The 19,964-nt window shown below is 60.2% G+C and carries 24 protein-coding genes; 9 read left to right on the top strand and 15 right to left on the bottom strand.

Annotated features, from left to right (window positions below; genetic code table 11):
- Positions 1-2: 2 nt before the first annotated feature.
- Positions 3-749: a gluconate 2-dehydrogenase subunit 3 family protein gene (locus LIS66_RS00475; protein WP_042608995.1), complete on the bottom strand. Its 747-nt coding sequence runs from the start codon at positions 747-749 to the stop codon at positions 3-5.
- Between the two features lie 277 nt (positions 750-1,026).
- On the opposite strand from LIS66_RS00475, the gene LIS66_RS00480 reads away from it, so the two are divergent.
- A complete protein-coding gene (locus LIS66_RS00480) occupies positions 1,027-1,674 on the top strand; it encodes a tyrosine-protein phosphatase (protein WP_227973396.1) in 648 nt (215 codons plus the stop codon).
- 5 nt (positions 1,675-1,679) lie between these two features.
- Here LIS66_RS00480 and LIS66_RS00485 read toward each other — a convergent pair whose 3' ends face one another.
- The 3 genes from LIS66_RS00485 to prlC all read right to left on the bottom strand — a co-directional run bounded on the left by LIS66_RS00485 (position 1,680) and on the right by prlC (position 6,099).
- Positions 1,680-3,701 carry a M3 family metallopeptidase gene (locus LIS66_RS00485; protein ID WP_227973397.1) on the bottom strand — a complete coding sequence of 674 codons (2,022 nt, stop codon included), beginning with the start codon at positions 3,699-3,701 and terminating at the stop codon, positions 1,680-1,682.
- 113 nt (positions 3,702-3,814) lie between these two features.
- On the bottom strand, positions 3,815-4,105 hold the full coding sequence (locus tag LIS66_RS00490; protein WP_227973398.1) for a YheV family putative zinc ribbon protein: 291 nt from the start codon (positions 4,103-4,105) through the stop codon (positions 3,815-3,817).
- Positions 4,102-6,099 (bottom strand): oligopeptidase A, encoded by a 1,998-nt coding sequence (prlC, locus tag LIS66_RS00495; protein WP_252876270.1) that lies wholly within the window; start codon positions 6,097-6,099, stop codon positions 4,102-4,104. Before prlC ends, LIS66_RS00490 begins: the two co-directional genes overlap by 4 nt.
- Positions 6,100-6,242: 143 nt before the next feature.
- Here prlC and LIS66_RS00500 point away from each other — a divergent pair, with 143 nt between their 5' ends.
- Entirely contained in the window at positions 6,243-6,788 is a 546-nt protein-coding gene (locus tag LIS66_RS00500; protein ID WP_042608992.1) for a gamma carbonic anhydrase family protein, read from the top strand.
- A 28-nt stretch (positions 6,789-6,816) separates the two neighbouring features.
- Entirely contained in the window at positions 6,817-7,467 is a 651-nt protein-coding gene (locus tag LIS66_RS00505) for an HAD family hydrolase (RefSeq protein ID WP_042608991.1), read from the top strand.
- Positions 7,468-7,578: 111 nt separating this feature from the next.
- On the opposite strand, the gene LIS66_RS00510 is transcribed toward LIS66_RS00505, so the two are convergent.
- Positions 7,579-8,661: an aminopeptidase gene (locus LIS66_RS00510; protein ID WP_227973400.1), complete on the bottom strand. Its 1,083-nt coding sequence runs from the start codon at positions 8,659-8,661 to the stop codon at positions 7,579-7,581.
- 58 nt (positions 8,662-8,719) lie between these two features.
- On the opposite strand from LIS66_RS00510, the gene LIS66_RS00515 reads away from it, so the two are divergent.
- Positions 8,720-9,142, top strand: coding sequence for a hypothetical protein (locus LIS66_RS00515; protein WP_042608989.1), 423 nt, complete (start codon positions 8,720-8,722; stop codon positions 9,140-9,142).
- Between the two features lie 40 nt (positions 9,143-9,182).
- Positions 9,183-9,602 (top strand): hypothetical protein, encoded by a 420-nt coding sequence (locus LIS66_RS00520; protein WP_042608988.1) that lies wholly within the window; start codon positions 9,183-9,185, stop codon positions 9,600-9,602.
- Here LIS66_RS00520 and LIS66_RS00525 read toward each other — a convergent pair.
- Together LIS66_RS00525 and LIS66_RS00530 are read right to left on the bottom strand one after the other, a co-directional pair.
- Entirely contained in the window at positions 9,599-9,841 is a 243-nt protein-coding gene (locus tag LIS66_RS00525) for a DUF1161 domain-containing protein (RefSeq protein ID WP_042608987.1), read from the bottom strand. The genes LIS66_RS00520 and LIS66_RS00525 overlap by 4 nt on opposite strands.
- A 235-nt stretch (positions 9,842-10,076) precedes the next feature.
- A complete protein-coding gene (locus LIS66_RS00530; protein WP_042608986.1) occupies positions 10,077-10,508 on the bottom strand; it encodes an OsmC family protein in 432 nt (143 codons plus the stop codon).
- 240 nt (positions 10,509-10,748) lie between these two features.
- Between LIS66_RS00530 and LIS66_RS00535 the strand changes: the two genes are divergently transcribed.
- A complete protein-coding gene (locus LIS66_RS00535; protein ID WP_122506359.1) occupies positions 10,749-11,750 on the top strand; it encodes an LLM class flavin-dependent oxidoreductase in 1,002 nt (333 codons plus the stop codon).
- A 252-nt stretch (positions 11,751-12,002) separates the two neighbouring features.
- On the opposite strand, the gene LIS66_RS00540 is transcribed toward LIS66_RS00535, so the two are convergent.
- Positions 12,003-12,227 (bottom strand): DUF1161 domain-containing protein, encoded by a 225-nt coding sequence (locus LIS66_RS00540; protein ID WP_042608985.1) that lies wholly within the window; start codon positions 12,225-12,227, stop codon positions 12,003-12,005.
- Between the two features lie 129 nt (positions 12,228-12,356).
- Complete coding sequence (locus tag LIS66_RS00545) at positions 12,357-12,572, bottom strand: dodecin (RefSeq protein WP_039757080.1); 216 nt, start codon at positions 12,570-12,572, stop codon at positions 12,357-12,359.
- A 166-nt stretch (positions 12,573-12,738) separates the two neighbouring features.
- On the opposite strand from LIS66_RS00545, the gene LIS66_RS00550 reads away from it, so the two are divergent.
- Complete coding sequence (locus LIS66_RS00550) at positions 12,739-13,065, top strand: DUF883 family protein (RefSeq protein ID WP_039757078.1); 327 nt, start codon at positions 12,739-12,741, stop codon at positions 13,063-13,065.
- Here LIS66_RS00550 and LIS66_RS00555 read toward each other — a convergent pair.
- Positions 13,038-13,955, bottom strand: coding sequence for a LysR family transcriptional regulator (locus LIS66_RS00555; RefSeq protein ID WP_042608984.1), 918 nt, complete (start codon positions 13,953-13,955; stop codon positions 13,038-13,040). The genes LIS66_RS00550 and LIS66_RS00555 overlap by 28 nt on opposite strands.
- 113 nt (positions 13,956-14,068) lie before the next feature.
- Between LIS66_RS00555 and trpB the strand changes: the two genes are divergently transcribed.
- Positions 14,069-15,301, top strand: coding sequence for a tryptophan synthase subunit beta (gene trpB / locus LIS66_RS00560; protein ID WP_016772302.1), 1,233 nt, complete (start codon positions 14,069-14,071; stop codon positions 15,299-15,301).
- Positions 15,301-16,110 (top strand): tryptophan synthase subunit alpha, encoded by an 810-nt coding sequence (gene trpA, locus LIS66_RS00565; RefSeq protein ID WP_042608983.1) that lies wholly within the window; start codon positions 15,301-15,303, stop codon positions 16,108-16,110. The genes trpB and trpA overlap by 1 nt, the downstream gene beginning before the upstream one ends.
- A 57-nt stretch (positions 16,111-16,167) precedes the next feature.
- Here trpA and LIS66_RS00570 read toward each other — a convergent pair whose 3' ends face one another.
- From LIS66_RS00570 to LIS66_RS00590, 5 genes are all read right to left on the bottom strand, one after another.
- Positions 16,168-18,129, bottom strand: coding sequence for a DUF4105 domain-containing protein (locus tag LIS66_RS00570; protein WP_042608982.1), 1,962 nt, complete (start codon positions 18,127-18,129; stop codon positions 16,168-16,170).
- Positions 18,126-18,446 carry a DUF2388 domain-containing protein gene (locus tag LIS66_RS00575; protein ID WP_227973401.1) on the bottom strand — a complete coding sequence of 107 codons (321 nt, stop codon included), beginning with the start codon at positions 18,444-18,446 and terminating at the stop codon, positions 18,126-18,128. Before LIS66_RS00575 ends, LIS66_RS00570 begins: the two co-directional genes overlap by 4 nt.
- Before the next feature lie 27 nt (positions 18,447-18,473).
- Complete coding sequence (locus LIS66_RS00580; RefSeq protein ID WP_064365263.1) at positions 18,474-18,791, bottom strand: DUF2388 domain-containing protein; 318 nt, start codon at positions 18,789-18,791, stop codon at positions 18,474-18,476.
- Between the two features lie 108 nt (positions 18,792-18,899).
- Positions 18,900-19,217, bottom strand: a complete 318-nt coding sequence (locus tag LIS66_RS00585) for a DUF2388 domain-containing protein (RefSeq protein WP_042608980.1) — start codon at positions 19,215-19,217, stop codon at positions 18,900-18,902.
- Between the two features lie 333 nt (positions 19,218-19,550).
- Positions 19,551-19,766 carry a DUF1127 domain-containing protein gene (locus LIS66_RS00590; protein WP_008081135.1) on the bottom strand — a complete coding sequence of 72 codons (216 nt, stop codon included), beginning with the start codon at positions 19,764-19,766 and terminating at the stop codon, positions 19,551-19,553.
- Between the last annotated feature and the right edge of the window lie 198 nt (positions 19,767-19,964).

Consider the following 19,964-nt stretch of genomic DNA (forward strand, 5'->3'; position numbering starts at 1 on the left):
GCTTACGCCCTCTCGCCGCGAATCGACACTGCCGGGAAGGGGTATTGCTCGTTGCGTTCCACCCAATCCATGAAATCGGCGCGGGCGCCGGGGAAACCGATCATGGTCCAGCCGACCATGCCTTTATTGCCGCCGTGGATCGGGTCGCAGAAGAAACCTTCCTTGGTGTTTTGCAGCAACAGATTGAAGAAAATCTTCGCCGGCACCGCATCGAACTGCGGTTTTCCGGCTTCGAGCTGCTTGAGCAGATCGTCTCGGGTAGCGCTGTCTTGCTCAGCAAATGTTTTACCGCTGAGACCTTTTACCCACTGATCCGTGGCGGCGATGCCGAGGCGGTAAATGTCTTTTGGCACCAGTTTGCTCTGCCAGCCCATTTCCGGCGCAGCGTCGGCATTGAACGGGCCTTGCATGTACCAAAGGGCGCCGGCGGCATACGGGGTGTTCATCTGCCGGTCGATGTATTCCGGCACGCCGGCTTCGAGGGCGCCGGGGCCTTGCGCATCGCTGGGGATCAACTGCGCAACGGCGGCGTTGATGAACGCCCATTCTTCGGCGGTGAAAAAGCTTGGCTGATAATCACCAGCGCCAGCAGCGGCCGGTTTTGCTGCGGCAGGCGCCGGTGCGCTTTCAGGGGCGGCTTGCAGCACGCTGCTGCCCAGGCTGGTACCGGCAAGCGTGACCACCGGAATCAGGGTCAGGGATTTGCGCAAGAATTCACGCCGCGGGTTGTCTCGATCTTGATCAGACATGGGAGTACCTCATCAGGCATAGATGGCAGCCGCTTCTGCGAGCGGCTCGAGGAGTTTTGCGTCGCGATGACGAGGTCTCGCCCGGTGAAGGGCGTCACGTCTGCAACATCATGTGACAAATGGTAGCAGGCTAAGCATCAAGAAATACTGCTTGAGCGGAAAAAAGCCCGGCGAGGCGACGATTCACGTTTCTTTGACGGCCGGCTCACGGTGCATTGACCGCTCACTAGCGAAGCTGCAATTCCCGCAATGATGATTGCCGAACGGTCAGCCCAGCATGTCTCGAGTGCGTTTTTTTCCCGCGTTGTGTTTTTCGCTTGTCGCGCTGCTGCATGGCATTGCCGCCCGGGCTGCCGACGCCACGCCGCCTCGCCCGGCCGAGTGGGCGCAGCCGGTCGAGGCGCAGTTCAATCTGTTTCGCATGTCGCCAACCCTGTATCGCAGCGCCTTGCCGAGTCGTAGCGCGGTGCCGCTGTTGAACAGTCTGCATGTCGTCACGGTGATCAACTTCCTGCCTGATGCTGATAGCGACTGGCTCTCCGTGCCCGGAATCAGGCAGGTGCAACTGCCGTATCGCACCAGTCACGTCGACGACAGCGACGTGCTTAAAGCCCTGCGGGCGATTCAGTCCGCCGAAGCTGACGGCCCGGTGCTGATGCACTGCAAGCACGGTTCTGATCGCACCGGTCTGATGGCGGCGATGTACCGGGTGGTGGTGCAGGGCTGGAGCAAAGAGCAGGCGCTCAAGGAGATGACCGAGGGCGGATTTGGTGACAGCCAGCACTTTCACGACAGCGTGCGTTACGTGATGCAAGCCGACGTCGACCGCTTGCACGAAGCCTTGGTCAATGGCGAATGCAGCACCAGTGCATTCGCCATGTGCTCGATGAAGAACTGGTTCGACTCGGCGCATGTCCAGTGTTGATCGGCTCAGCCCGGCATCGCGGCAAATAGTTCTGGGTTGATCGGTTGGCCAAGAAAGGCTTGCAGCGCCTCGGGCAGTGACTTCATGTCACCCGAAAGCAGTGTTTCACGCAAATCGCGGCCCGTCCGGGGGTTGAATACGCCCTCGCGCTCAAAGCGTTTGAATGCCTCACTGGCCAGCACGCCGGACCATTTGTAGGCGTACACCGACGCTTCATAGCCGGTCGCCAGAAAATCGAAACTGTTGGCGAACCGGCAATCGGCGGGTATCGGCAGGTGGGCAAACTCCCGCTGCACATCATCGAACACCTGCTGAATGCTGCGACCGTCACCGCTATGTAGCTCCAGATCGAATAGCGCGCCCATCAACAAGATCGCCGTTTCCCGGCTTCGTTGCGCGCCCAGAGCGGACAACGCGACCTTGATCCGGGTCTCGGACAGACCTTCGGCGGTTTTGTGATGGATGCCCAGCCAGCGCAAAAACTCGGCTGACTGCGCCCAGTGTTCGAACAACTGCCCGATAAATTCGGCAGCGTCGCGGCTCAATTGCGAGATGCCGGACAGGTTGTAATGCGGGGAGCGAGTCAGTACGTGATGCAGGCAGTGCCCGAACTCGTGCAGCAGTACGCGCAGATCCTGGTGTGAAAGCAGGTTTTCATGGCCGGCGGCTGCGGCGGTAAAGTTGCTGTGAAGCGAGGCAATCGGCAATGCTGGCCGGCCTTCGGCGTTGACCCGACGGTTACGCAACACGCCCGACCATGCAAAGTCATTGCCAGCCTCGCGGCGGAAGAGGTCGATGTAAACGTAGCCAATCGGTTGACCGTGCTCGCTGACTTCGAACAGGCGGACGTTCTCGTCGAAGCGATCACGCTGCGTGTCTTCGCTGATCCTGATCCCAAGCAAATGCTCGCTGAACCGGCATAGGCTGCGCAATACGGTGTTCAACGGGAAATATTGGCGCAGGTCATCCAGTGCGCCGTCCGCCCGCTGGCGACGGAGTTGTTCAGCCAGGAAATCGTGATCCCATGGCTCGACCTGCTCGATACCCTGCTCCTGGGCAAACGTCTGCAGTTCCTTGGTTTCCTCGGCCAGAGAGGCTGCATTGAGGGCTATTTGCCGACGCAGGAAAGCGCCGACCTGCGAGGTGTCTGTAGCCATACGATCGTGCAAGCGCAATTGAGCGAAATTGTCGAAGCCCAATGTCCGGGCTTTTTCGTGACGCAAGAACAGCAACACCATCAATACCGGTTCATTGTCGAAGTGCTCCGCATCAGGCCCGTGATTCGAGGCGCGTGTGCAATAAGCTTTGTAACATTCCTCGCGCAGCGCACGATTCTGCGCGAAGGTCATGATCTGCTGATGAGTGTTCTGCTCCAGCGTCAGCCGCCAGCCGGTGAGTCCTGCCTGTCTAGCGTTGGCAGCCAGATGCTCCTGCACATCGGGCCTCAGCCCTGCCAGCAACGTGATGTCTGCAATGTGCTTGCTCCAGGCGGCGCTGGCAGCTTTGAGATTGCTCATGAACAGTTTCTGCATGAGCGCGATCTCCGTGTTCAATTGCCCCAGTTTTTCGCTTTGAGCGTTGGCCAACCCGGCTCCCGCCATGTGGAATCCGCGCAGGATCTTCGCCAGTGAGGCTTTGCGTGAATCACTGAAACTGGCCGCGATCGAACTGCCTGCCAGCCGCTGAAAGGTCTGTGACAACGCAGGATTTCTGGCTTTTGCGCCCAGGAATTGCTCTGCAACTGCGCTGCTCAAGGCGCTCTGCTGTACCCAGTCGGGATCCTTGGAGCGGATCACCGTCAGGAACTCGATGACCGCCATGGTTTCTGCCAGGCGCGCGTCGGCTTCATCGATGGCGATGACCACATCATCCCAATTCGGATGATCGACCTGAGTGGCAATAACGTTTTCGATAATCAGCAGGTTGTCGGCGACGATGCGCTCGACCGCCGGCAGCAAGTGCTCGGCGCGTACCTCCGACCAGGGCGGCAACTGCCATTGTTGCAGGAGGGGATTGGTGTCAGGCATGGCGTCTTCCGTGAGAGAGGGCTGGATTGACCAGACTAATCAGGAAGCGCGGGGGCGAAGGGGTAGATAGTTACCGCCACCTGCCGACGATCATCGGCACGTGGCGATAGTTGTTACTGTTGCTCGTCAGGCTTTTTCTTCAGCTTCGGGTTCGGGAAAAACTGCACGGCCTGAACCTTTTTGTCGGCGGCAGGCTTCAGCGCGCTGGTATTGACCCGTGTACCCAGCTCTCTGGGCACCGACAGGCCCTGCTCGTTGAGTGTGTCGGAGTAACCGCAGGCCACGCACTCGCGGTGCGGCACGCCGTCCTCGTTCCACATCATCAACTTGTCCGGCTCGCTGCACGCCGGGCAGACCGCCCCGGCGATAAAGCGCTTCTTGGTGATCACAGGGCCGTCACTCATGCTGCCGCGTCCTCACTCAGACCGCTGTGGCGCAACAGCGCGTCGATCGATGGTTCACGGCCACGGAAGTCGACGAACAGCACCATCGGTGCCTGCGAACCGCCGCGCGCCAGAATCGCTTCGCGGAAGGCGCGACCGGTTTCTGCGTTGAGCACGCCGTCTTCTTCAAACTTGGAGAAGGCATCGGCGGACAACACTTCGGCCCACTTGTAGCTGTAGTAACCGGCTGCGTAACCACCGGCGAAAATATGCGCGAAGCTGTTCGGGAAGCGGTTGTACGCCGGTGGACGCATCACCGAGACCTCGTCGCGCACGCCCTCGAGCACTTGCGCCACGCTGCGGCCATCGCCGTGGGTGGCGTGCAGTTCGAAGTCGAACAGCGAAAACTCCAGCTGACGGACCATCATCAGGCCGGACTGGAAATTCTTCGCCGCGAGCATTTTTTCCAGCAAGTCCTGCGGCAGTGGTTCGCCAGTCTCGTAGTGGCCGGAAATCAGCGCCAGGCCTTCCGGCTCCCAGCACCAGTTTTCCATGAACTGGCTTGGCAGCTCGACCGCGTCCCACGCCACGCCGTTGATGCCGGACACGCCAGCGTGCTCGACGCGGGTCAGCAGGTGATGCAGGCCATGGCCGAACTCATGGAACAGCGTGGTGACTTCATCGTGGGTCAGCAGCGCCGGCTTGCCGCTGTCGGCCGGGGTGAAGTTGCACACCAGATTGGCCACCGGGCTTTGCAGCACGCCGTCGACGGTGCGGCGACGGTCGCGGGCGCCGTCCATCCATGCGCCGCCACGCTTGTTGGCGCGGGCATACAGGTCGAAGAAGAAGCGGCCGACGTGCTGACCGTTCTCCTTGATCTCGAACAGGCGTACGTCCGGGTGCCAGGTATCAAAGCCTTTCTGCTCGGCGATCTCGATCCCGTACAGACGCTGGACGATAGCGAACAGGCCGCTCAGGACTTTATCGATCGGGAAGTAGGCACGCAGGGTTTCCTGAGCGACGCTGTAACGCTGCTCGCGGAGTTTTTCGCCGTAGAAGCCACTGTCCCAGCTTTGCAGATCGGCGCAGCCCTGTTCGGCGGCGTATGCACGCAACTGTTGCAGATCCTGGGCGGCGAACGGCTTGCTGCGCTGGGCCAGATCACGCAGGAAGCTCAGCACCTGATCGCTGGATTCGGCCATTTTTGTCGCCAGGCTCAGCTCGGCGAAACTGGCGAAGCCCAGCAGTCGTGCCAGTTCCTGGCGCAGGTCGAGAATCTCTTCCATCACCGGGCCGTTGTCGTTCTGGCCGGCATTCGGGCCCTGGTCCGAGGCGCGGGTGCAGTAGGCGGCGTAGACTTCTTCACGCAGCGCGCGGTCTTGTGCGTAGGTCATCACCGCGTAGTAGCTGGGGAATTCCAGGGTGATCAGCCAGCCGTCGAGGCCTTTGGCCTGGGCAGCAGCAGCCATTTGCGCCTTGGCCGAATCGGTCAGGCCGGCGAGGGCGGCTTCGTCGGTGACGTGTTTGGTCCACGCCTGGGTGGCGTCGAGCAATTGGTTGGAGAAGCGGCTGCCGAGTTCGGACAGCTTGCTCTGCACTTCGGCGTAACGTTTCTGCTCGGCTTCCGGCAGGTCGATACCCGACAGGCGGAAATCGCGCAGTGCATGTTCCAGAATGGTTTTTTGCGCGACGTCGAAATTGGCGGCTTCCGGGCTGTTGGCCAGCGCCTCGTAGGCCTGGAACAGTTCGCGGTTCTGGCCCATCTCGGTGGAGTAGGCGCTCAGGGCCGGCAGGCACGACTCGTAGGCTTCACGCAATTCGGCGCTGTTGCACACAGCGTTAAGATGACTGACCGGGCTCCACGCTGCACCGAGGCGATCGTTGAGTTCGTCCATCGCCAGCACCAGACCGGCCCAAGTGGGGTTCTTGCCCTGGGTCTTGAGGATTTCGGCGATGGCGGCGCGGTTGTCCGCGAGGATGGTTTCGATGGCGGGCAGGACGTGTTCGGCACGCATCGTGGAGAACGGTGGCAGGTCGTAGGACTGCAAAAGAGGGTTGTTCACGCTCACGGTTGGCACCTTGGCTGGAAGAAACATGCGCCCATCTTAATTACAATCGCCACTCACCGCAGCTATCGGCGACAGAGAGAGAACTAATCGTGTCCCTTCGCAACTATCAGAATCACACCCCCCGCTTGAGCAAAGGCGCATTCGTCGACGGCTCGGCGGTGGTGATCGGCGACGTCGAGATCGGTGAAGACAGCTCGGTCTGGCCGCTGACGGTGATCCGTGGCGACATGCACCGCATCCGCATCGGTGCGCGCACCAGCGTGCAGGACGGCTGTGTGCTGCACATCACCCACGCCGGCCCGTTCAACCCGGACGGTTTTCCCTTGCTGATCGGCGATGACGTGACCATCGCCCACAAGGTCATGCTGCATGGCTGCACGGTCGGCAACCGCGTGTTGATCGGCATGGGCAGCATCGTCATGGACGGCGCCGTAGTCGAGGACGACGTGATCATCGGCGCCGGCAGTCTGGTGCCGCCGGGCAAGCGCCTGCAAAGCGGCTTCCTGTATGTCGGTAGCCCGGTGAAACAGGTGCGAGCGCTGACCGACAAGGAAAACGCCTTCTTTACATACAGCGCGGCGAACTACGTCAAGCTCAAGGACCTGCATCTGGCCGAAGGCTACGACCAGGTCTGAATTGCCCTACACCTGCTCAGGATTTCTCATGCATTACCAGACTGTACTGTTCGACCTTGATGGCACCCTGACCGATCCGCGTGAGGGCATCACTCGCTCAATTCAATTTGCCTTGGCCAACCTCGGCATCCACGAACCTGATCTGAGCAAACTGGAACACTTCATCGGCCCGCCGCTGTTGCAAGCGTTCATGCAGTTCTACGATTTCGACGAGGCCAAGGCCTGGGAAGCGGTGAATTTCTACCGCGAGCGCTTCAAGGTCACAGGTCTCTACGAGAATCGTGTGTTCGACGGCGTGACGCCGCTGCTGGAAACCTTGAGCGGGCAAGGGCGGCAGTTATATATCGCAACGTCCAAGCCGTGGGTGTTCGCCCGCGAAATCGCCCGGCATTTTGATTTTGCCCGGCATTTCAAAGTGATCTACGGCAGCGAGCTGGACGGCACGCGGACGAACAAGGTTGAGCTGATCGCGCATCTGCTCGAGGCTGAAGGCCTGGATCCGGCGCAGACCCTGATGATCGGTGATCGCAAGCATGACCTGATCGGCGCGCGCAGCAATGGCATCGATGCAGCGGCGGTAGGGTATGGGTTTGGCAGTTTTGAAGAGTTGAATGCCGAGGCGCCGGCATATCACTTTGAAACTTTGGATGAGTTGCATCAGGCGTTTTTGCAGCGCTGATCAGATGGCTATCGCGAGCAGGCTCACTCCTACAAGGGATCGCATTTATCCATTTGGAATGCGATCAACTGTAGGAGTGAGCCTGCTCGCGATGTGGCCCTCCCAACCACCTCAGCTATCTGGGCCTGCCAAGGCCTTCAAAGCCGCCTTGCGCTCATCAACCGGCAACCGTCCCAACCGCTCAACCTCGGCATAAAACCTCAACCAATCCCCACCTACTTGGTGGAACACCGCCGCGAACGCCGGCACCCACTGGTCATACAGCCCGAACGGTAACAAGCGGGCATTGTTCAGCGGCGCATTGACCCAGGCGTCATAACGTTTGTCCCCGGCCCACTGGCTGTCGCGCATTACCCAATAGTCCCTGCGCAAGCGCTCGAACTCGGCTGCTTTGCGCGCGCGCATCTGCTCGGCGGATAGCGGTTGCGCATAGAGCTTCTCCAACCGTGAGCGGGTGTCGAGCACCAGGCCGATGAACTGGTCACGCTGCTTGAGCCTGGCATCGGATTCCGCCGGCAAGCCGCGGAACGCGCGCCATTGCCGCGTGCCTTCCTGCTCGACAAACGTGGCGAATGACTCGTTGAACTCGGTGTCGTCCTTCACATAGAACCGCTGATGCGCCAGCTCATGAAAAATCAGCGTGGCCAGCCGTTCATCGCCCCAGCCCGTCATTGAATTGAGGATCGGGTCGTTGAACCAGCCAAGGGTCGAATACGCTTCGACACCGCCGATCGACACGTCCATGCCCTGCAGTCGCTGAATCGCCGCTTCGCCACGGGCGGCGCTCTGGCTGTAGTAACCGCGATAGGCCACGCAGCCGGCAATCGGGAAGCAGTGATTCTGCGGCGTGAGGGAAAATTCGGCGGTGGCGAAGACGTTCCACACCACGAACGGTCGGCCAATGTCGGCGTACAGCCGATAGCTTTGGTTGTCCGGCAGGTGCAAATGCTCGCTGGCGAATGTGCGAGCCTTCTGCGACTGGGCCAGATGCGCGCGCAATCTGGCGTCGCGGCTGGGGTCGGCAATGACTTTCTCGACCGGCTCCCGCGCGCGCAGCAATTGCAATTGTCCGCTGGCGAGCTGGCTGTAATAGCTGACGCTGGCGCAACCGTTGAGCAACAAAAACAACACACCCGGAAACAAAATCGGAAAAACGCGATCAAGTAACCCAAGGCTGGAAAACGGCCTGATCAAAATAAGAAATTCCCCGGAAAGTCTGCCCCAAGACTATCCCGCCTCAAGGAGCACCGCTATGCGCATGTTGATGCTGACAGGAGGCCTGCTGACGCTGGCCGGTTGTGCCGGATTCGGAATGCCCGATCCCGACCCCTCGCAAGCCTGGATCGATCTCGACGCCCACCAACACGACACGGCGCTGCAAGCCGTGCAAGTCGATGCCACCCAGGCCATCGATAAACGCTATTTCGAAGTGCAGCCCGGCAGCCATGAGCTGAAGGTGCGCTATCAATTTCCGGTCGAGGCCACCAACATCGGCCCGAATGCCGAACCGCTGTGGCGTGATTGCCAGATGAGCGTGAAATTCAAGGATTTCAATGCCGGCCAGCGCTATCAGTTACAGGCTGGCAGTATCGGCTTCCGGCCTTGGGCCAAGCTTTATGACGAACAGCGCAAAGTGGTCGGTCAGGGCACGCCGGCGGGCTGCCAGAGCAGCTGATCGGCGCTATGCTGGCGGTTCTGATCTGTGGATATCCATCATGCGCACCTTGCTGCCGTTGCTCGTTGTCGGTCTTGTCGCCGGTTGCCAGACGCCGTTACCCGCGGTCGACCCGCAAATGGCTTGGATCGACTTCTCCACGCCAAGCCCCGGCGGCAAATTGCTGATGGCCGAGCGTCTCGATAATCAGCGATTGAACGACGGCCGATTCTTCCAGGTGACCCCCGGCGGCCATGAGCTGCGGGTGCGCTTCGACTTCGAAGTGTTCGGCGGTGGCGGCAGCCTGCTCACGGGGCCGGTAGAACGTTTGTGCTACCTGACGATCCGTTATGACCACTTCGAGGCCGGCCAGCGTTACCTGCTGGAAGGACGCTCGTTGGCGTTCACGCCGAGCGCGCGGTTGTACAATGCCAAGCGCGAAATCGTTGCTGAAGACCGCGAGTTCAACTGCATCATCTAGCTGTTGTCGTTTTTCTGATAGACGATTCGCTTGGTGCCGTTCTCGCAAGTACCGACGATCATGGCTGAGTCGTGCCGCTCCGCCTCTTCCGCCGTGATGATTTCCAGGGTGTACGAGGGGATTGCCTTCGCCTGAATCTTGATCTCGATTTCCTTTCTGAGCTCTTCGCAGTCCTTGGGGGCTGCGAAAGCGGACGTGGCCAATGCACTGCAAAGGATCGCCAAGCCAATACGTTTCATCGATGAAGCTCCTTGAGGCAGCGCGCACGGGCGTGCGCTGAAGCTGCTGTCGATTATTCGACCACATTTCTGCAGGGAGGGTTCTGACTTCGCTCACACCTTTGGATTTGCGTGACGCCGAGATTGTTATCGCGAGCAGGCTCACGCCTACAGTTGAGCGCATTCCAACTGAATAAATGCGATCCCCTGTGGGAGCGAGCCTGCTCGCGAAAGCGTCGGACCTGCAAACGCCGAATCAGCTGACCAGCGAAGCCTCAAGCGTGATTTTCGCGTTCAGCACCTTGGAAACCGGGCAACCTTCCTTCGCCTTGTTGCTCAGCTCTTCAAACTGCTGCTGGGTGGCGCCCGGGATTTTCGCCTTGAGAATCAGCTTCACTGCGGTGATGGCGAAGCCGCCCTCAACCTGATCGAGGGTGACTTCAGCGTCGGTGTCGATACTGTCTGCCTTCAGGCCGGCATCGCCGAGAATCATCGAAAACGCCATGGAGAAGCAGCCGGCGTGGGCCGCACCGATCAGTTCTTCCGGGTTGGTGCCCTTGCCGCCTTCAAAGCGGGCCTTGAAGCCGTACGGCGCTTCCCGCAGTACGCCGGTTTCGGTGGAGATCGAGCCGATACCGGTTTTCAGGTCGCCTTCCCAATGCGCCGATGCCTTTTTCACGATAGCCATGTCTGCCTCCTCAAATGTGGCGCGGGACGCCGCGCCGTCGCGGTTTTTACTAGCAAGGCTTCTGAGGATAGACGGCGGAACAAAGTTCAGCCTGCTTGAATCGTTGACTTTTTTAGTAGGAAATTTCGGCGCTGCTATTGAATCTCGGGTATATGCCCTCATTCCATAAAACACGCTTATGGATTTGGCAGGTTTTCGTTCGCAAGAAAAACCTGCCTCCCCACCCGGAGATGCAGGTTCATGAAAAAACTGTCCGACGTTAAATTTTCCACCCTCGACCTGGTGCCGGTGCGCGAGAACGGCAGCGCTGCGCAATCGCTGCGCAACTCGCTGGACCTTGCGCAGCACGCCGAGAAGTTTGGCTACACGCGGTTCTGGGTCGCCGAGCACCACAACATGGACGGCATCGCCAGTTCCGCCACCTCGGTCTTGCTCGGTTATCTGGCCGGTGGCACTTCGACAATCCGCGTCGGCTCCGGTGGAGTGATGCTGCCCAACCATGCGCCGCTGGTGATCGCCGAGCAGTTCGGCACCCTTGAGAGCCTGTACCCGGGACGCATCGACCTGGGACTGGGCCGCGCGCCGGGCTCCGACCAGATGACCGCCCGCGCCTTGCGCCGCGAACGCTCCGGCAGCGCTGACGACTTCCCTGAGGACGTCGCCGAACTGATGCGCTACCTCGGCCCGCGCACCCCGGAACAACGGGTGATCGCCATGCCCGGCACCGGCACCAATGTGCCGATCTGGTTGCTCGGCTCGAGCCTGTTCAGCGCGCAACTGGCGGGGGAGAGGGGCTTGCCTTATGCCTTCGCCTCGCACTTCGCGCCGCGCTTCATGCATGAGGCGATTCGCATCTACCGCAATCACTTCAAGCCGTCGGCGGTGCTCGACAAGCCCTACGTGATGCTCGGCGTGCCGCTGGTGGCCGCTGATACCGATGAGCAGGCCGATTATCTGGCGACGTCGGTGTACCAGCGCATCCTTGCCCTGATGCGTGGGCAAAGTCTGGTGCAGCGTCCGCCAGTGAAAACCATGGACGGCCTGTGGCTACCCCATGAGCGTGAAGCGGTGGGCGATTTCCTTGGCCTTGCCATGGTCGGCGGCCCGCAGAAGATCCGCGCCAAGCTTGAGGTACTGATCGAGCAGACCCAGGCGGACGAGCTGATCTTCACCAGTGATCTCTACGAACACGCCGATCGAGTCCATTCCTACGAGCTGCTCGCACAAGTTATGAAAGGCTGAAGAGCCCCTCACCCTAACCCTCTCCCAGAGGGAGAGGGGACTGACCAAGGGGCTCTTGCGAATTACACCGACCTGAAATATCCAGTCGAACTCAAGATTGGAATCTTCCCAGATCTGCTCCCTTTCCCCCTCGCCCCCTTGGGGGGAGAGGGCTGGGGTGAGGGGGGAAGCAATCTCAAACCGTCCCAAATTCCAAGTGCTGGACACAAAAAAGCCGACGCATCCACGTCGGCTTTTGTATTTCAGGCGCGATCAACCGCGCTTGTAGACGATTTCCTTGCTGCCGCCTTCGCAGGTGCCAACTACTTCGCCGTCAGCCGCCGCACCCTTGTCGACAACTTCCAGCGAATAACCGGAAACGCCTTTGGCGTCGAGCTTCGCTGCGATTTCGCTTTTCAGCTCTTCACATGGCTTGCCGGCTGCAAACGCACCACCCGCAAGGCTCAACAAACCTACTGCCAACATGAACTTCTTCATCGGTCGCACTCCCTGGTCGGATTGAAAGAGGCGGGCATTGGGTTATCCACCCGATGCGCTCACCTTGTAGCGCTTTGCCATTCCCTATGGCACTCGGCCAGCGCGCAAGTTCAGAAGACTGGATCAAACTCAGCTGGCGACAATCTTGAAGCCGACCTTCAGCGTTACCTGAAAATGCGCCACCTGGCCGTTTTCGATGTGGCCACGGGTTTCGGTCACTTCGAACCATTCCAGATTGCGCAGGGTCTTGTTGGCTTCGGCCAGCGCGTTGTTGATAGCGTCTTCAATGCTGGTGGTGGACGAACCGACCAGCTCGACTTTCTTGTACGTGTGATGGTCACTCATGGCGATCTCCTTGGGTTGGAATGGCGTGTGAAATTGAACCTGGCAGGCAATTGCACTGTTGATTTCGGCGCCGCTGCGCTGCCGAAGTTCAGAATTTCTGCACTTTCTCGAAGTGCTGAAGTCCCAACCAACACACGCCACTCATCACCAATGCAGGAGAGCCACCATGGCCAACACCTCTTTACGTAAAGCCTCGTTGCAAAGCATGGAAGCCGAGATCGAGAGTCTGCTCAAATCGTTGGAAAGCTTGAAAGACGATGCTTCGGACGAGTCGCGCAAGACCCTCAAGGCGCTGAAAAGCAATGCCGAAAGTGCGCTGAAACATTCCCGTCATCTGCTCAGCGACGCGTACGAAGAAGTCAAAGTGAAAACCCGCGAGACCGGCATTGCCACTCGTGACTACGCGCAGGAACACCCATGGACCACAGCCGGCGTGGCTGTCGGTGCAATCGGCCTGCTTGCTGCCTACTTTTTGTTCAAGCGCGGCGAGTGATCGGTTTGGCGCAGCTCATTTTTGAGCCACTGCGCCAGTTGCCGGGCGCGCCCGTCCGCGGCGCGCTTGGGTAGCCACAACGCCAGTTGCGCCGGGGTTTCACAAAAGCCCCACGGCGCAACCAGGCGACCCGCCTTCAGATCTTCGGTTACCAGTGGCTCCGGCGCGATCGCCACGCCAAGACCGGCAACCGCTGCCTCCAGCAAATAATACAAATGCTCGAATCCTTGCCCGAGCTTCAACGCCTTGGCGTCGAGGTCGTTCTGCTGCGCCCAGCTCGGCCAGGCCTGCGGCCGAGAGGTGGTGTGCAGCAAGGGCTCATCAAGCAGTTCTGCGGCTGGAGCGGCTTGCAGCTTTCGATAGCCGCTGAACAACGGGCTCATCACCGGGCCGATGCGTTCGGCCGCCAGTTCGTAGACCTGCATATCGGCGGGCCACGGTGGTTCGGCGAACAGCAACAGCGCATCCAGTCCCGGGCGTCGGGGATCGAGATCGCCTTCACCGGCAGACAGGTGCAAACGCAAATCCGGCAGATCGGCATTCAGCCGCCCCAGACGCGGAATGAACCAGCGCGCCAGCAGACTCCCCGAACACCCGAGCACGAACGGCGCATCAGCAGTACTTTGCGTCAGCTCCGCACAGACACTGCGCAACCGATCGAACGCCTCAGCACTGCCATCACGCAGGCGCACGCCGGCATCTGTGAGTTTCAAGCCGCGCCCTTCCTTGACGAACAGGCTCACGCCGAGATGCTCTTCAAGCACCTTCAACTGACGGCTGACCGCGCCGTGGGTGACGTGCAACTGCTCGGCAGCCTGACTGACACTGTTCAATCGGGCGGTGGCTTCGAAGGCGCGCAAGGCATTCAGCGGGGGAAGGTCGTGGCTCATGATATCTGTGAGTTTTCCTGACAGGTTGTGGCGATCTTATCGGTTTTCAGCGTGGGAAGTCAGGGGTAGAGTGGGCGTCATTGTCTTCTGACCGAATTCACCTGGAGCGACCCATGACCCAGACTTCGAACACCTCTGATCTGCGTAACGGCCCTGATGCCAACGGCCTGTTCGGTGCGTTCGGTGGCCGTTATGTAGCGGAAACCCTGATGCCGTTGATCCTCGACCTGGCCCGCGAATACGAAGCGGCCAAGGAAGATCCGGCCTTCAAAGAAGAGTTGGCCTACTTCCAGCGGGACTACGTCGGACGTCCGAGCCCGTTGTATTTCGCCGAACGCCTGACCGAGTTCTGCGGCGGCGCGAAGATCTACCTCAAGCGTGAAGAGCTGAACCACACCGGCGCGCACAAGATCAACAACTGCATCGGCCAGATCCTGCTGGCGCGGCGCATGGGCAAGAAGCGCATCATCGCCGAGACCGGTGCCGGCATGCACGGCGTGGCCACGGCCACTGTCGCTGCGCGTTTCGGCCTGGACTGCGTGATCTACATGGGCACCACCGACATCGAACGTCAGCAGGCCAACGTCTTCCGCATGAAGCTGCTCGGCGCTGAAGTGATCCCGGTTGTCGCCGGTACCGGCACCCTCAAAGACGCAATGAACGAAGCCCTGCGTGACTGGGTGACCAACGTCGACAATACCTTCTACCTGATCGGCACTGTGGCCGGACCACACCCTTATCCAGCAATGGTCCGCGATTTCCAGGCCGTTATCGGCAAGGAAACCCGCGATCAGTTGCAAGCTCAGGAAGGTCGTCTGCCGGACAGTCTGGTGGCGTGCATCGGTGGCGGCTCCAACGCCATGGGCCTGTTCCACCCGTTCCTCGACGACAAGAGCGTTGAAATCATCGGCGTCGAAGCCGCCGGTTACGGCATCGAAACCGGCAAGCACGCGGCCAGCCTCAACGGCGGTGTGCCGGGCGTTCTTCACGGTAACCGCACCTTCCTGCTGCAGGACGATGACGGCCAGATCATCGACGCCCACTCGATTTCTGCCGGCCTCGACTATCCCGGCATTGGCCCTGAACACGCGTGGTTGCACGACATCGGTCGCGTTCAGTACACCTCGGTGACCGACGACGAAGCGCTGGAAGCGTTCCACAAATGCTGCCGCCTGGAAGGGATCATTCCTGCGCTGGAAAGCGCCCACGCCCTCGCCGAAGTGTTCAAACGTGCACCGAAGTTGCCGAAGGATCACCTGATGGTGGTCAACCTTTCGGGCCGTGGCGACAAGGACATGCAAACCGTGATGCACCATATGCAACAGTCGCAGCAGGAGAAACACTGATGAGCCGCCTGCAAACCCGTTTTGCCGACCTCAAGCAACAGAACCGCGCCGCGCTGGTGACCTTTGTCACCGCCGGTGATCCTGACTACGACACTTCGCTGGCGATCCTCAAAGGCTTGCCGGCGGCGGGTGCCGATGTGATCGAACTGGGCATGCCGTTCACCGATCCGATGGCCGATGGTCCGGCGATCCAGTTGGCCAACATCCGTGCGCTGGCGGCCAAACAGAATCTGGCGAAAACCCTGCAAATGGTCCGCGAGTTCCGTCAAGGCAACAGCGACACGCCGCTGGTGCTGATGGGCTATTTCAACCCGATCCATAAATTCGGCGTCGAACGCTTCATCGCCGAAGCAAAAGAGGCGGGCGTTGATGGCCTGATCGTGGTCGACATGCCGCCAGAGCACAATGAAGAGCTGTGCGATCCGGCGCAGGCTGCCGGGCTGGATTTCATTCGCCTGACCACACCGACCACCGACGACGCGCGTTTGCCCCGCGTGCTCAACGGCAGCTCCGGTTTTGTTTACTACGTGTCGGTGGCCGGGGTCACTGGCGCCGGTGCGGCGACCCTGGAACATGTGGAAGAAGCAGTTGCGCGTCTGCGTCGGCACACCGACCTGCCGATCAGCATCGGTTTCGGTATCCGTACGCCGGAGCAGGCTGCTGCCATCGCGCGTCTTGCCGACGGTGTGGTGGTGGGGTCGGCATTGATCGATCACATCGCCAGCGCCGATACGCCTGAGCAGGCGATCGATGGCGTGTTGAGTCTGTGTTCAGCGCTGTCCCAAGGCGTGCGCAAGGCTCGCGCCTAAGACCGCAGGGAAAACAAAAAAGGCTTCAGAACAGGCGTTCTGAAGCCTTTTTTGTGGTCAGGGCAATTGCAGTCCGCCCGAGGCCTTGTGCAGTTTGCGCAGATGCTCGCCAATCTGCTTCACATTGGCCTCGCTGGCGGCAATCTCGGCGGCGCGCTTGGGTTCGAGCAGTTTGCGCACTTCAGTATCGAGGTCGCCGGACAGCGCCAGCAGCTTCTTCTGCCGTTGACTGCTTTCTGCCTCCAGTCGGCTGAACTCGTCTGGCTGCGGCAGTCCGTAACCTTTGGAATCGAGCAATTCCGCCGGGCGGCTGAGGAAGCCACTGTTGGCAAGGATCTCCTGCAACGTCGCATTAGCTTTGTCCATACCGCCGTTCTCCAGCTCCCGCGCGCCGAGGTAGCGTTGTTTGACCTCATCCTGGGCCAGCAGCAACTGACGGCGGAAGCTGGCTTGCTCCAGCAGCAACAGCGCTGCACTGGTGCGCAGGTCGGCGCGGTCGAACCATTCGCGGCGTTGTTCAGCGCTGAGTGACAGCCACTCTTCGACGGTGCTCTGCTTGATCGGCAGCTGCTTTTTCAGCACATCGAACATCGCCTGATAGCGATCGCGGAACGAGTCGAAGCGGTAACCCAGCCGCAAGGCTTCTTTTGGATCGTCGAGCACACTGGTGTCAGCCAGCCCACGGCCCTTGAGCACTTCCAGCAAACCGTTGGGCATGATGCTGTCGAGGCCGACAAGCTGGCTGTTATTGCTGCCGCTGCGCAACAGTTTCAAGCCTTCCACCGCGCAGTTATTGGACAGGAAGAAATAGTTGCCGTCGTAGCTCCAGTGCATTTCTGCGGCATGTTCGACGACGCCTTCGATTTCCTCGCGAGACAGGTTCAGCGGCACCGAAGCGAGGCTGCGCAGCTCGGTCTTGGTGTACTCGTCGATCACTTGCGCCAGCGGCAGCACGAACAGCCGCGACGGGTATTTGCCGACCAGTCCGTCCCAGCTCGACAGCTGCACGTCGCCAACGAAGGCGCGATAGGACAGCACCAGGTGCTGATCGAGGTCGAGGCGGCAATCCGGACCGCGCGGGCGACCGGGGGCGCAGATCACCAGGCGCAGCATGCTGTGGCCCCAGCGGCTGACCCAGTTCTGGTTGGCCTCGGCCAGCAGGTAATCGACAGCGTAGACCCGTTCCGGATCGACTTGCCCCAGAGGCTGCTTGGCGAAGTCATTGCCGGCATTGAGAAAGGCGAAGCTCTTGCTGCAGCTGTCCTGCGCCGGCGGCGCCCAGCCGAAATGTTCCTTGTAGTAGCGATACAGCGCCGGGCGGCGGCAAGCGTAGCTCGGGTCGAGGAGGAAATACTCCATGTTGACCGCGACGAATTCCTTGGGGCTGGAAATTTCGTAAAGGTCCGGGCTGCGCGCGATCTGGCGGTTGTGTTGTTCACGCTCGCCACGGCGGCCGACGTACTGCTGCCAACCGGCCAGATCGAGCAGACGCGGATCGTCGCTGATGGTGAAGCGTCGGCCACCCTGCCCGCGACACTCATCGGGAATGCCGATCAGCCCGGCGCTGTTGAAGCGTCGGGTGCAGCGCTGGATCACCGTGCGTTCGGCACTTGGCCATAACCGCGCGCGGTCGTAGATATGAGTGATTTCGTGCAGCACCGTGGCGAGCAGTTCCTGACGCACAGTGCCGTGGGGGCGATTGGTTTTCGCTTTCGCTGCGCTGCCATCGGTGAGCCCGGCGAGCAGCCTGCGATTCAGATCGAGTTCGGCGACCAGCGTTGCCTGTCCGTAAGCGTTGGCAGGCATGTCATCGGTCCAGCCGACATCGATGCGCCGATCCAGCCGCTCGATGAAACCCGGCGGCAGCTTGTTCATGGCCTCATCGATCAGCGCCTGACTGGCCTGTACTTGAGCCGGGCTCAGACCCTCGGTCTTGAGCCGCAATTGCAGGGCGGCGTGGGCGCTGTTGCCAAGCAGCAACAACGCCCCGGCCAGCAGCCAGGCGCCAACGGACCTCACAGTGCGAGGATGGCTTCGGCGAGTACCTGATCGCTGGCGTCGCGCGCTTCCGGCACGCGTGTGCGCAAGGTGTTGAGGGCGGCTTCGAGTTGCGCGCCACGGATGTCGCCGTTGCTGGCGACGAAACTGGCGGCGTCGTCATGGGCTTCGCGGATGATTTTCGAATCGCGAATCGACGTGGTGGTATCGGAGGTGAAATCGATGGTGCGCTGGGAGGCACGAACGATGATGTTACTGGTGGCTACCAGGGTGTGCGCCTGGGCCACATCGGCCAACACAAACAGGCCAAGGGCGGCAGCAATCAGCGGGCTACGCATGGAACGACTCCGGAAGGAAAAGGATAACTATTGGACGAGAATTGCCTCTGCCAGTTCAAGGTCGCTGGCATGAAGTTTTGGCCGGGTTTTGCGCAGGTAATGCAGCGCCGATTCCAGCCGTGCCCCTCGCCATTCACCGTCACTGGCAACGAAGGCGGCCGCGTCGTCATGGGCGGCGAGCAGCAGTTTACGGTCGAACGGCGCAGAAGACACCATGCTGGTAGCGTAACCGCTGACAACCGTGCCTTGGGTCGAAGCATTGAAAGCATCGAAGGCGTTGGCAGACATCGCCCAGCAGGCGGTGAATAACGTAGAAGAGATGAGCAGATTTGGAAGAAAGCGCATGGGACTCGACAACTGTTAACGAGCCTGAAGGCTAGCGCAAATGCCCGGGCCAGAGCCAGCATTGAAACATCGGGACACGGCTGCCGTGTCCCGCAATGCGGCAAGCGATCAGAGGGTCAGAATGGCTTGAGCCAATTGGGCGTCGGTGGCATTGAGTTGTGGCGCCTGATGGCGAATGTGATCAAGCGCGCTTTCCAGTTTCACACCACGGATATCGCCTTCGCTGGCCACGAAGCTGGCGGCGTCGTCACGAGCGGCAAGCACGATCTTGTCGTCACGGAACGAGGAGGTCACATCGGAAGTGGCGTCGGAAGAAGCTTTCAGCGCGCCAACGATCGAGTCGGTGGTCACGATGAAGCTGGTAGCGCTGGCGTTGGCAGCCACGGCCAGCAGGGCGGCGGCACTGAGCAGACGAAGACGGGTCATGATGTAACTCCTTTGGATAAACCGTAGTGAGAGGTGGCTCGGTATCTGAGGAGTCAGACGCCTGTCGCGCAGCGTTCGCCACGTTCTGCCTGGATATTAGGCTGCCAAACTCGGTTCGCCCAGTGGTGGCCACACTTACTCAAGCCGGCCCGTGAACTGTACCTGTACATTCATATAAATATTGAAACTGTACCTCTATCGGTTCAGGTATATGTTGGAGTCATCCTTTGCGTCCTGAAACGACAAAACCCGCCGTGGTTTCCCACGACGGGTTCTGTTTGTGCAATTCGGGTTGCTGGCGGTGGGTCTGACGACCAGAGCCAGCGACGCTGCTTAGCGCCAGAACGGCTTGCTCAGCTCTTCGTAGCGTTGTGCTTCGCTGATACCGGCGTCAGCCAGCAGACGCGAATCCAGACGGGCCAGTTGATGGCGGCTGGAGATGCGGCGCTGCCACAGCATCAGGTTGGCAAGAACGCGCAGAGGCAGGGAAGCCTGGGTGTTTACAGCTTTGTCTTCGAAGAACAGTTCGGAACTGAGTGTACGTTCCATGGGTGACATCCTTCCGCTTGTGGCGGGATCAGGTAGTGGTTTGACTGGTGCCCATGATCCTCTCGTTTGCCTAGTCTCTGTAGATACAGTTCAACTGTATTGTGAGTGACCAGTTAACTGTTTACGCGGGGTGTATGGGTCGAAATTGGGCAAACTGTACTTGTCTGCACTTGATTGGTGCGTTTCCGTACATTTTTG

The organism is Pseudomonas sp. HN2, assembly GCF_020736465.1.
GTDB classification, from domain to species: Bacteria; Pseudomonadota; Gammaproteobacteria; order Pseudomonadales; family Pseudomonadaceae; genus Aquipseudomonas; species Aquipseudomonas moraviensis_A.

Bases quoted from the DNA above. Each gene is read 5' to 3' on its own strand.
- LIS66_RS00475 (WP_042608995.1), bottom strand. From the start codon at position 749: ATGTCTGATCAAGATCGAGACAACCCGCGGCGTGAATTCTTGCGCAAA.
- LIS66_RS00480 (WP_227973396.1), top strand. From the start codon at position 1,027: ATGTCTCGAGTGCGTTTTTTTCCCGCGTTGTGTTTTTCGCTTGTCGCG.
- LIS66_RS00485 (WP_227973397.1), bottom strand. From the start codon at position 3,701: ATGCCTGACACCAATCCCCTCCTGCAACAATGGCAGTTGCCGCCCTGG.
- LIS66_RS00490 (WP_227973398.1), bottom strand. From the start codon at position 4,105: ATGAGTGACGGCCCTGTGATCACCAAGAAGCGCTTTATCGCCGGGGCG.
- prlC (WP_252876270.1), bottom strand. From the start codon at position 6,099: ATGCGTGCCGAACACGTCCTGCCCGCCATCGAAACCATCCTCGCGGAC.
- LIS66_RS00505 (WP_042608991.1), top strand. From the start codon at position 6,817: ATGCATTACCAGACTGTACTGTTCGACCTTGATGGCACCCTGACCGAT.
- LIS66_RS00515 (WP_042608989.1), top strand. From the start codon at position 8,720: ATGCGCATGTTGATGCTGACAGGAGGCCTGCTGACGCTGGCCGGTTGT.
- LIS66_RS00520 (WP_042608988.1), top strand. From the start codon at position 9,183: ATGCGCACCTTGCTGCCGTTGCTCGTTGTCGGTCTTGTCGCCGGTTGC.
- LIS66_RS00525 (WP_042608987.1), bottom strand. From the start codon at position 9,841: ATGAAACGTATTGGCTTGGCGATCCTTTGCAGTGCATTGGCCACGTCC.
- LIS66_RS00530 (WP_042608986.1), bottom strand. From the start codon at position 10,508: ATGGCTATCGTGAAAAAGGCATCGGCGCATTGGGAAGGCGACCTGAAA.
- LIS66_RS00535 (WP_122506359.1), top strand. From the start codon at position 10,749: ATGAAAAAACTGTCCGACGTTAAATTTTCCACCCTCGACCTGGTGCCG.
- LIS66_RS00540 (WP_042608985.1), bottom strand. From the start codon at position 12,227: ATGAAGAAGTTCATGTTGGCAGTAGGTTTGTTGAGCCTTGCGGGTGGT.
- LIS66_RS00545 (WP_039757080.1), bottom strand. From the start codon at position 12,572: ATGAGTGACCATCACACGTACAAGAAAGTCGAGCTGGTCGGTTCGTCC.
- LIS66_RS00550 (WP_039757078.1), top strand. From the start codon at position 12,739: ATGGCCAACACCTCTTTACGTAAAGCCTCGTTGCAAAGCATGGAAGCC.
- LIS66_RS00555 (WP_042608984.1), bottom strand. From the start codon at position 13,955: ATGAGCCACGACCTTCCCCCGCTGAATGCCTTGCGCGCCTTCGAAGCC.
- trpB (WP_016772302.1), top strand. From the start codon at position 14,069: ATGACCCAGACTTCGAACACCTCTGATCTGCGTAACGGCCCTGATGCC.
- trpA (WP_042608983.1), top strand. From the start codon at position 15,301: ATGAGCCGCCTGCAAACCCGTTTTGCCGACCTCAAGCAACAGAACCGC.
- LIS66_RS00575 (WP_227973401.1), bottom strand. From the start codon at position 18,446: ATGCGTAGCCCGCTGATTGCTGCCGCCCTTGGCCTGTTTGTGTTGGCC.
- LIS66_RS00580 (WP_064365263.1), bottom strand. From the start codon at position 18,791: ATGCGCTTTCTTCCAAATCTGCTCATCTCTTCTACGTTATTCACCGCC.
- LIS66_RS00585 (WP_042608980.1), bottom strand. From the start codon at position 19,217: ATGACCCGTCTTCGTCTGCTCAGTGCCGCCGCCCTGCTGGCCGTGGCT.
- LIS66_RS00590 (WP_008081135.1), bottom strand. From the start codon at position 19,766: ATGGAACGTACACTCAGTTCCGAACTGTTCTTCGAAGACAAAGCTGTA.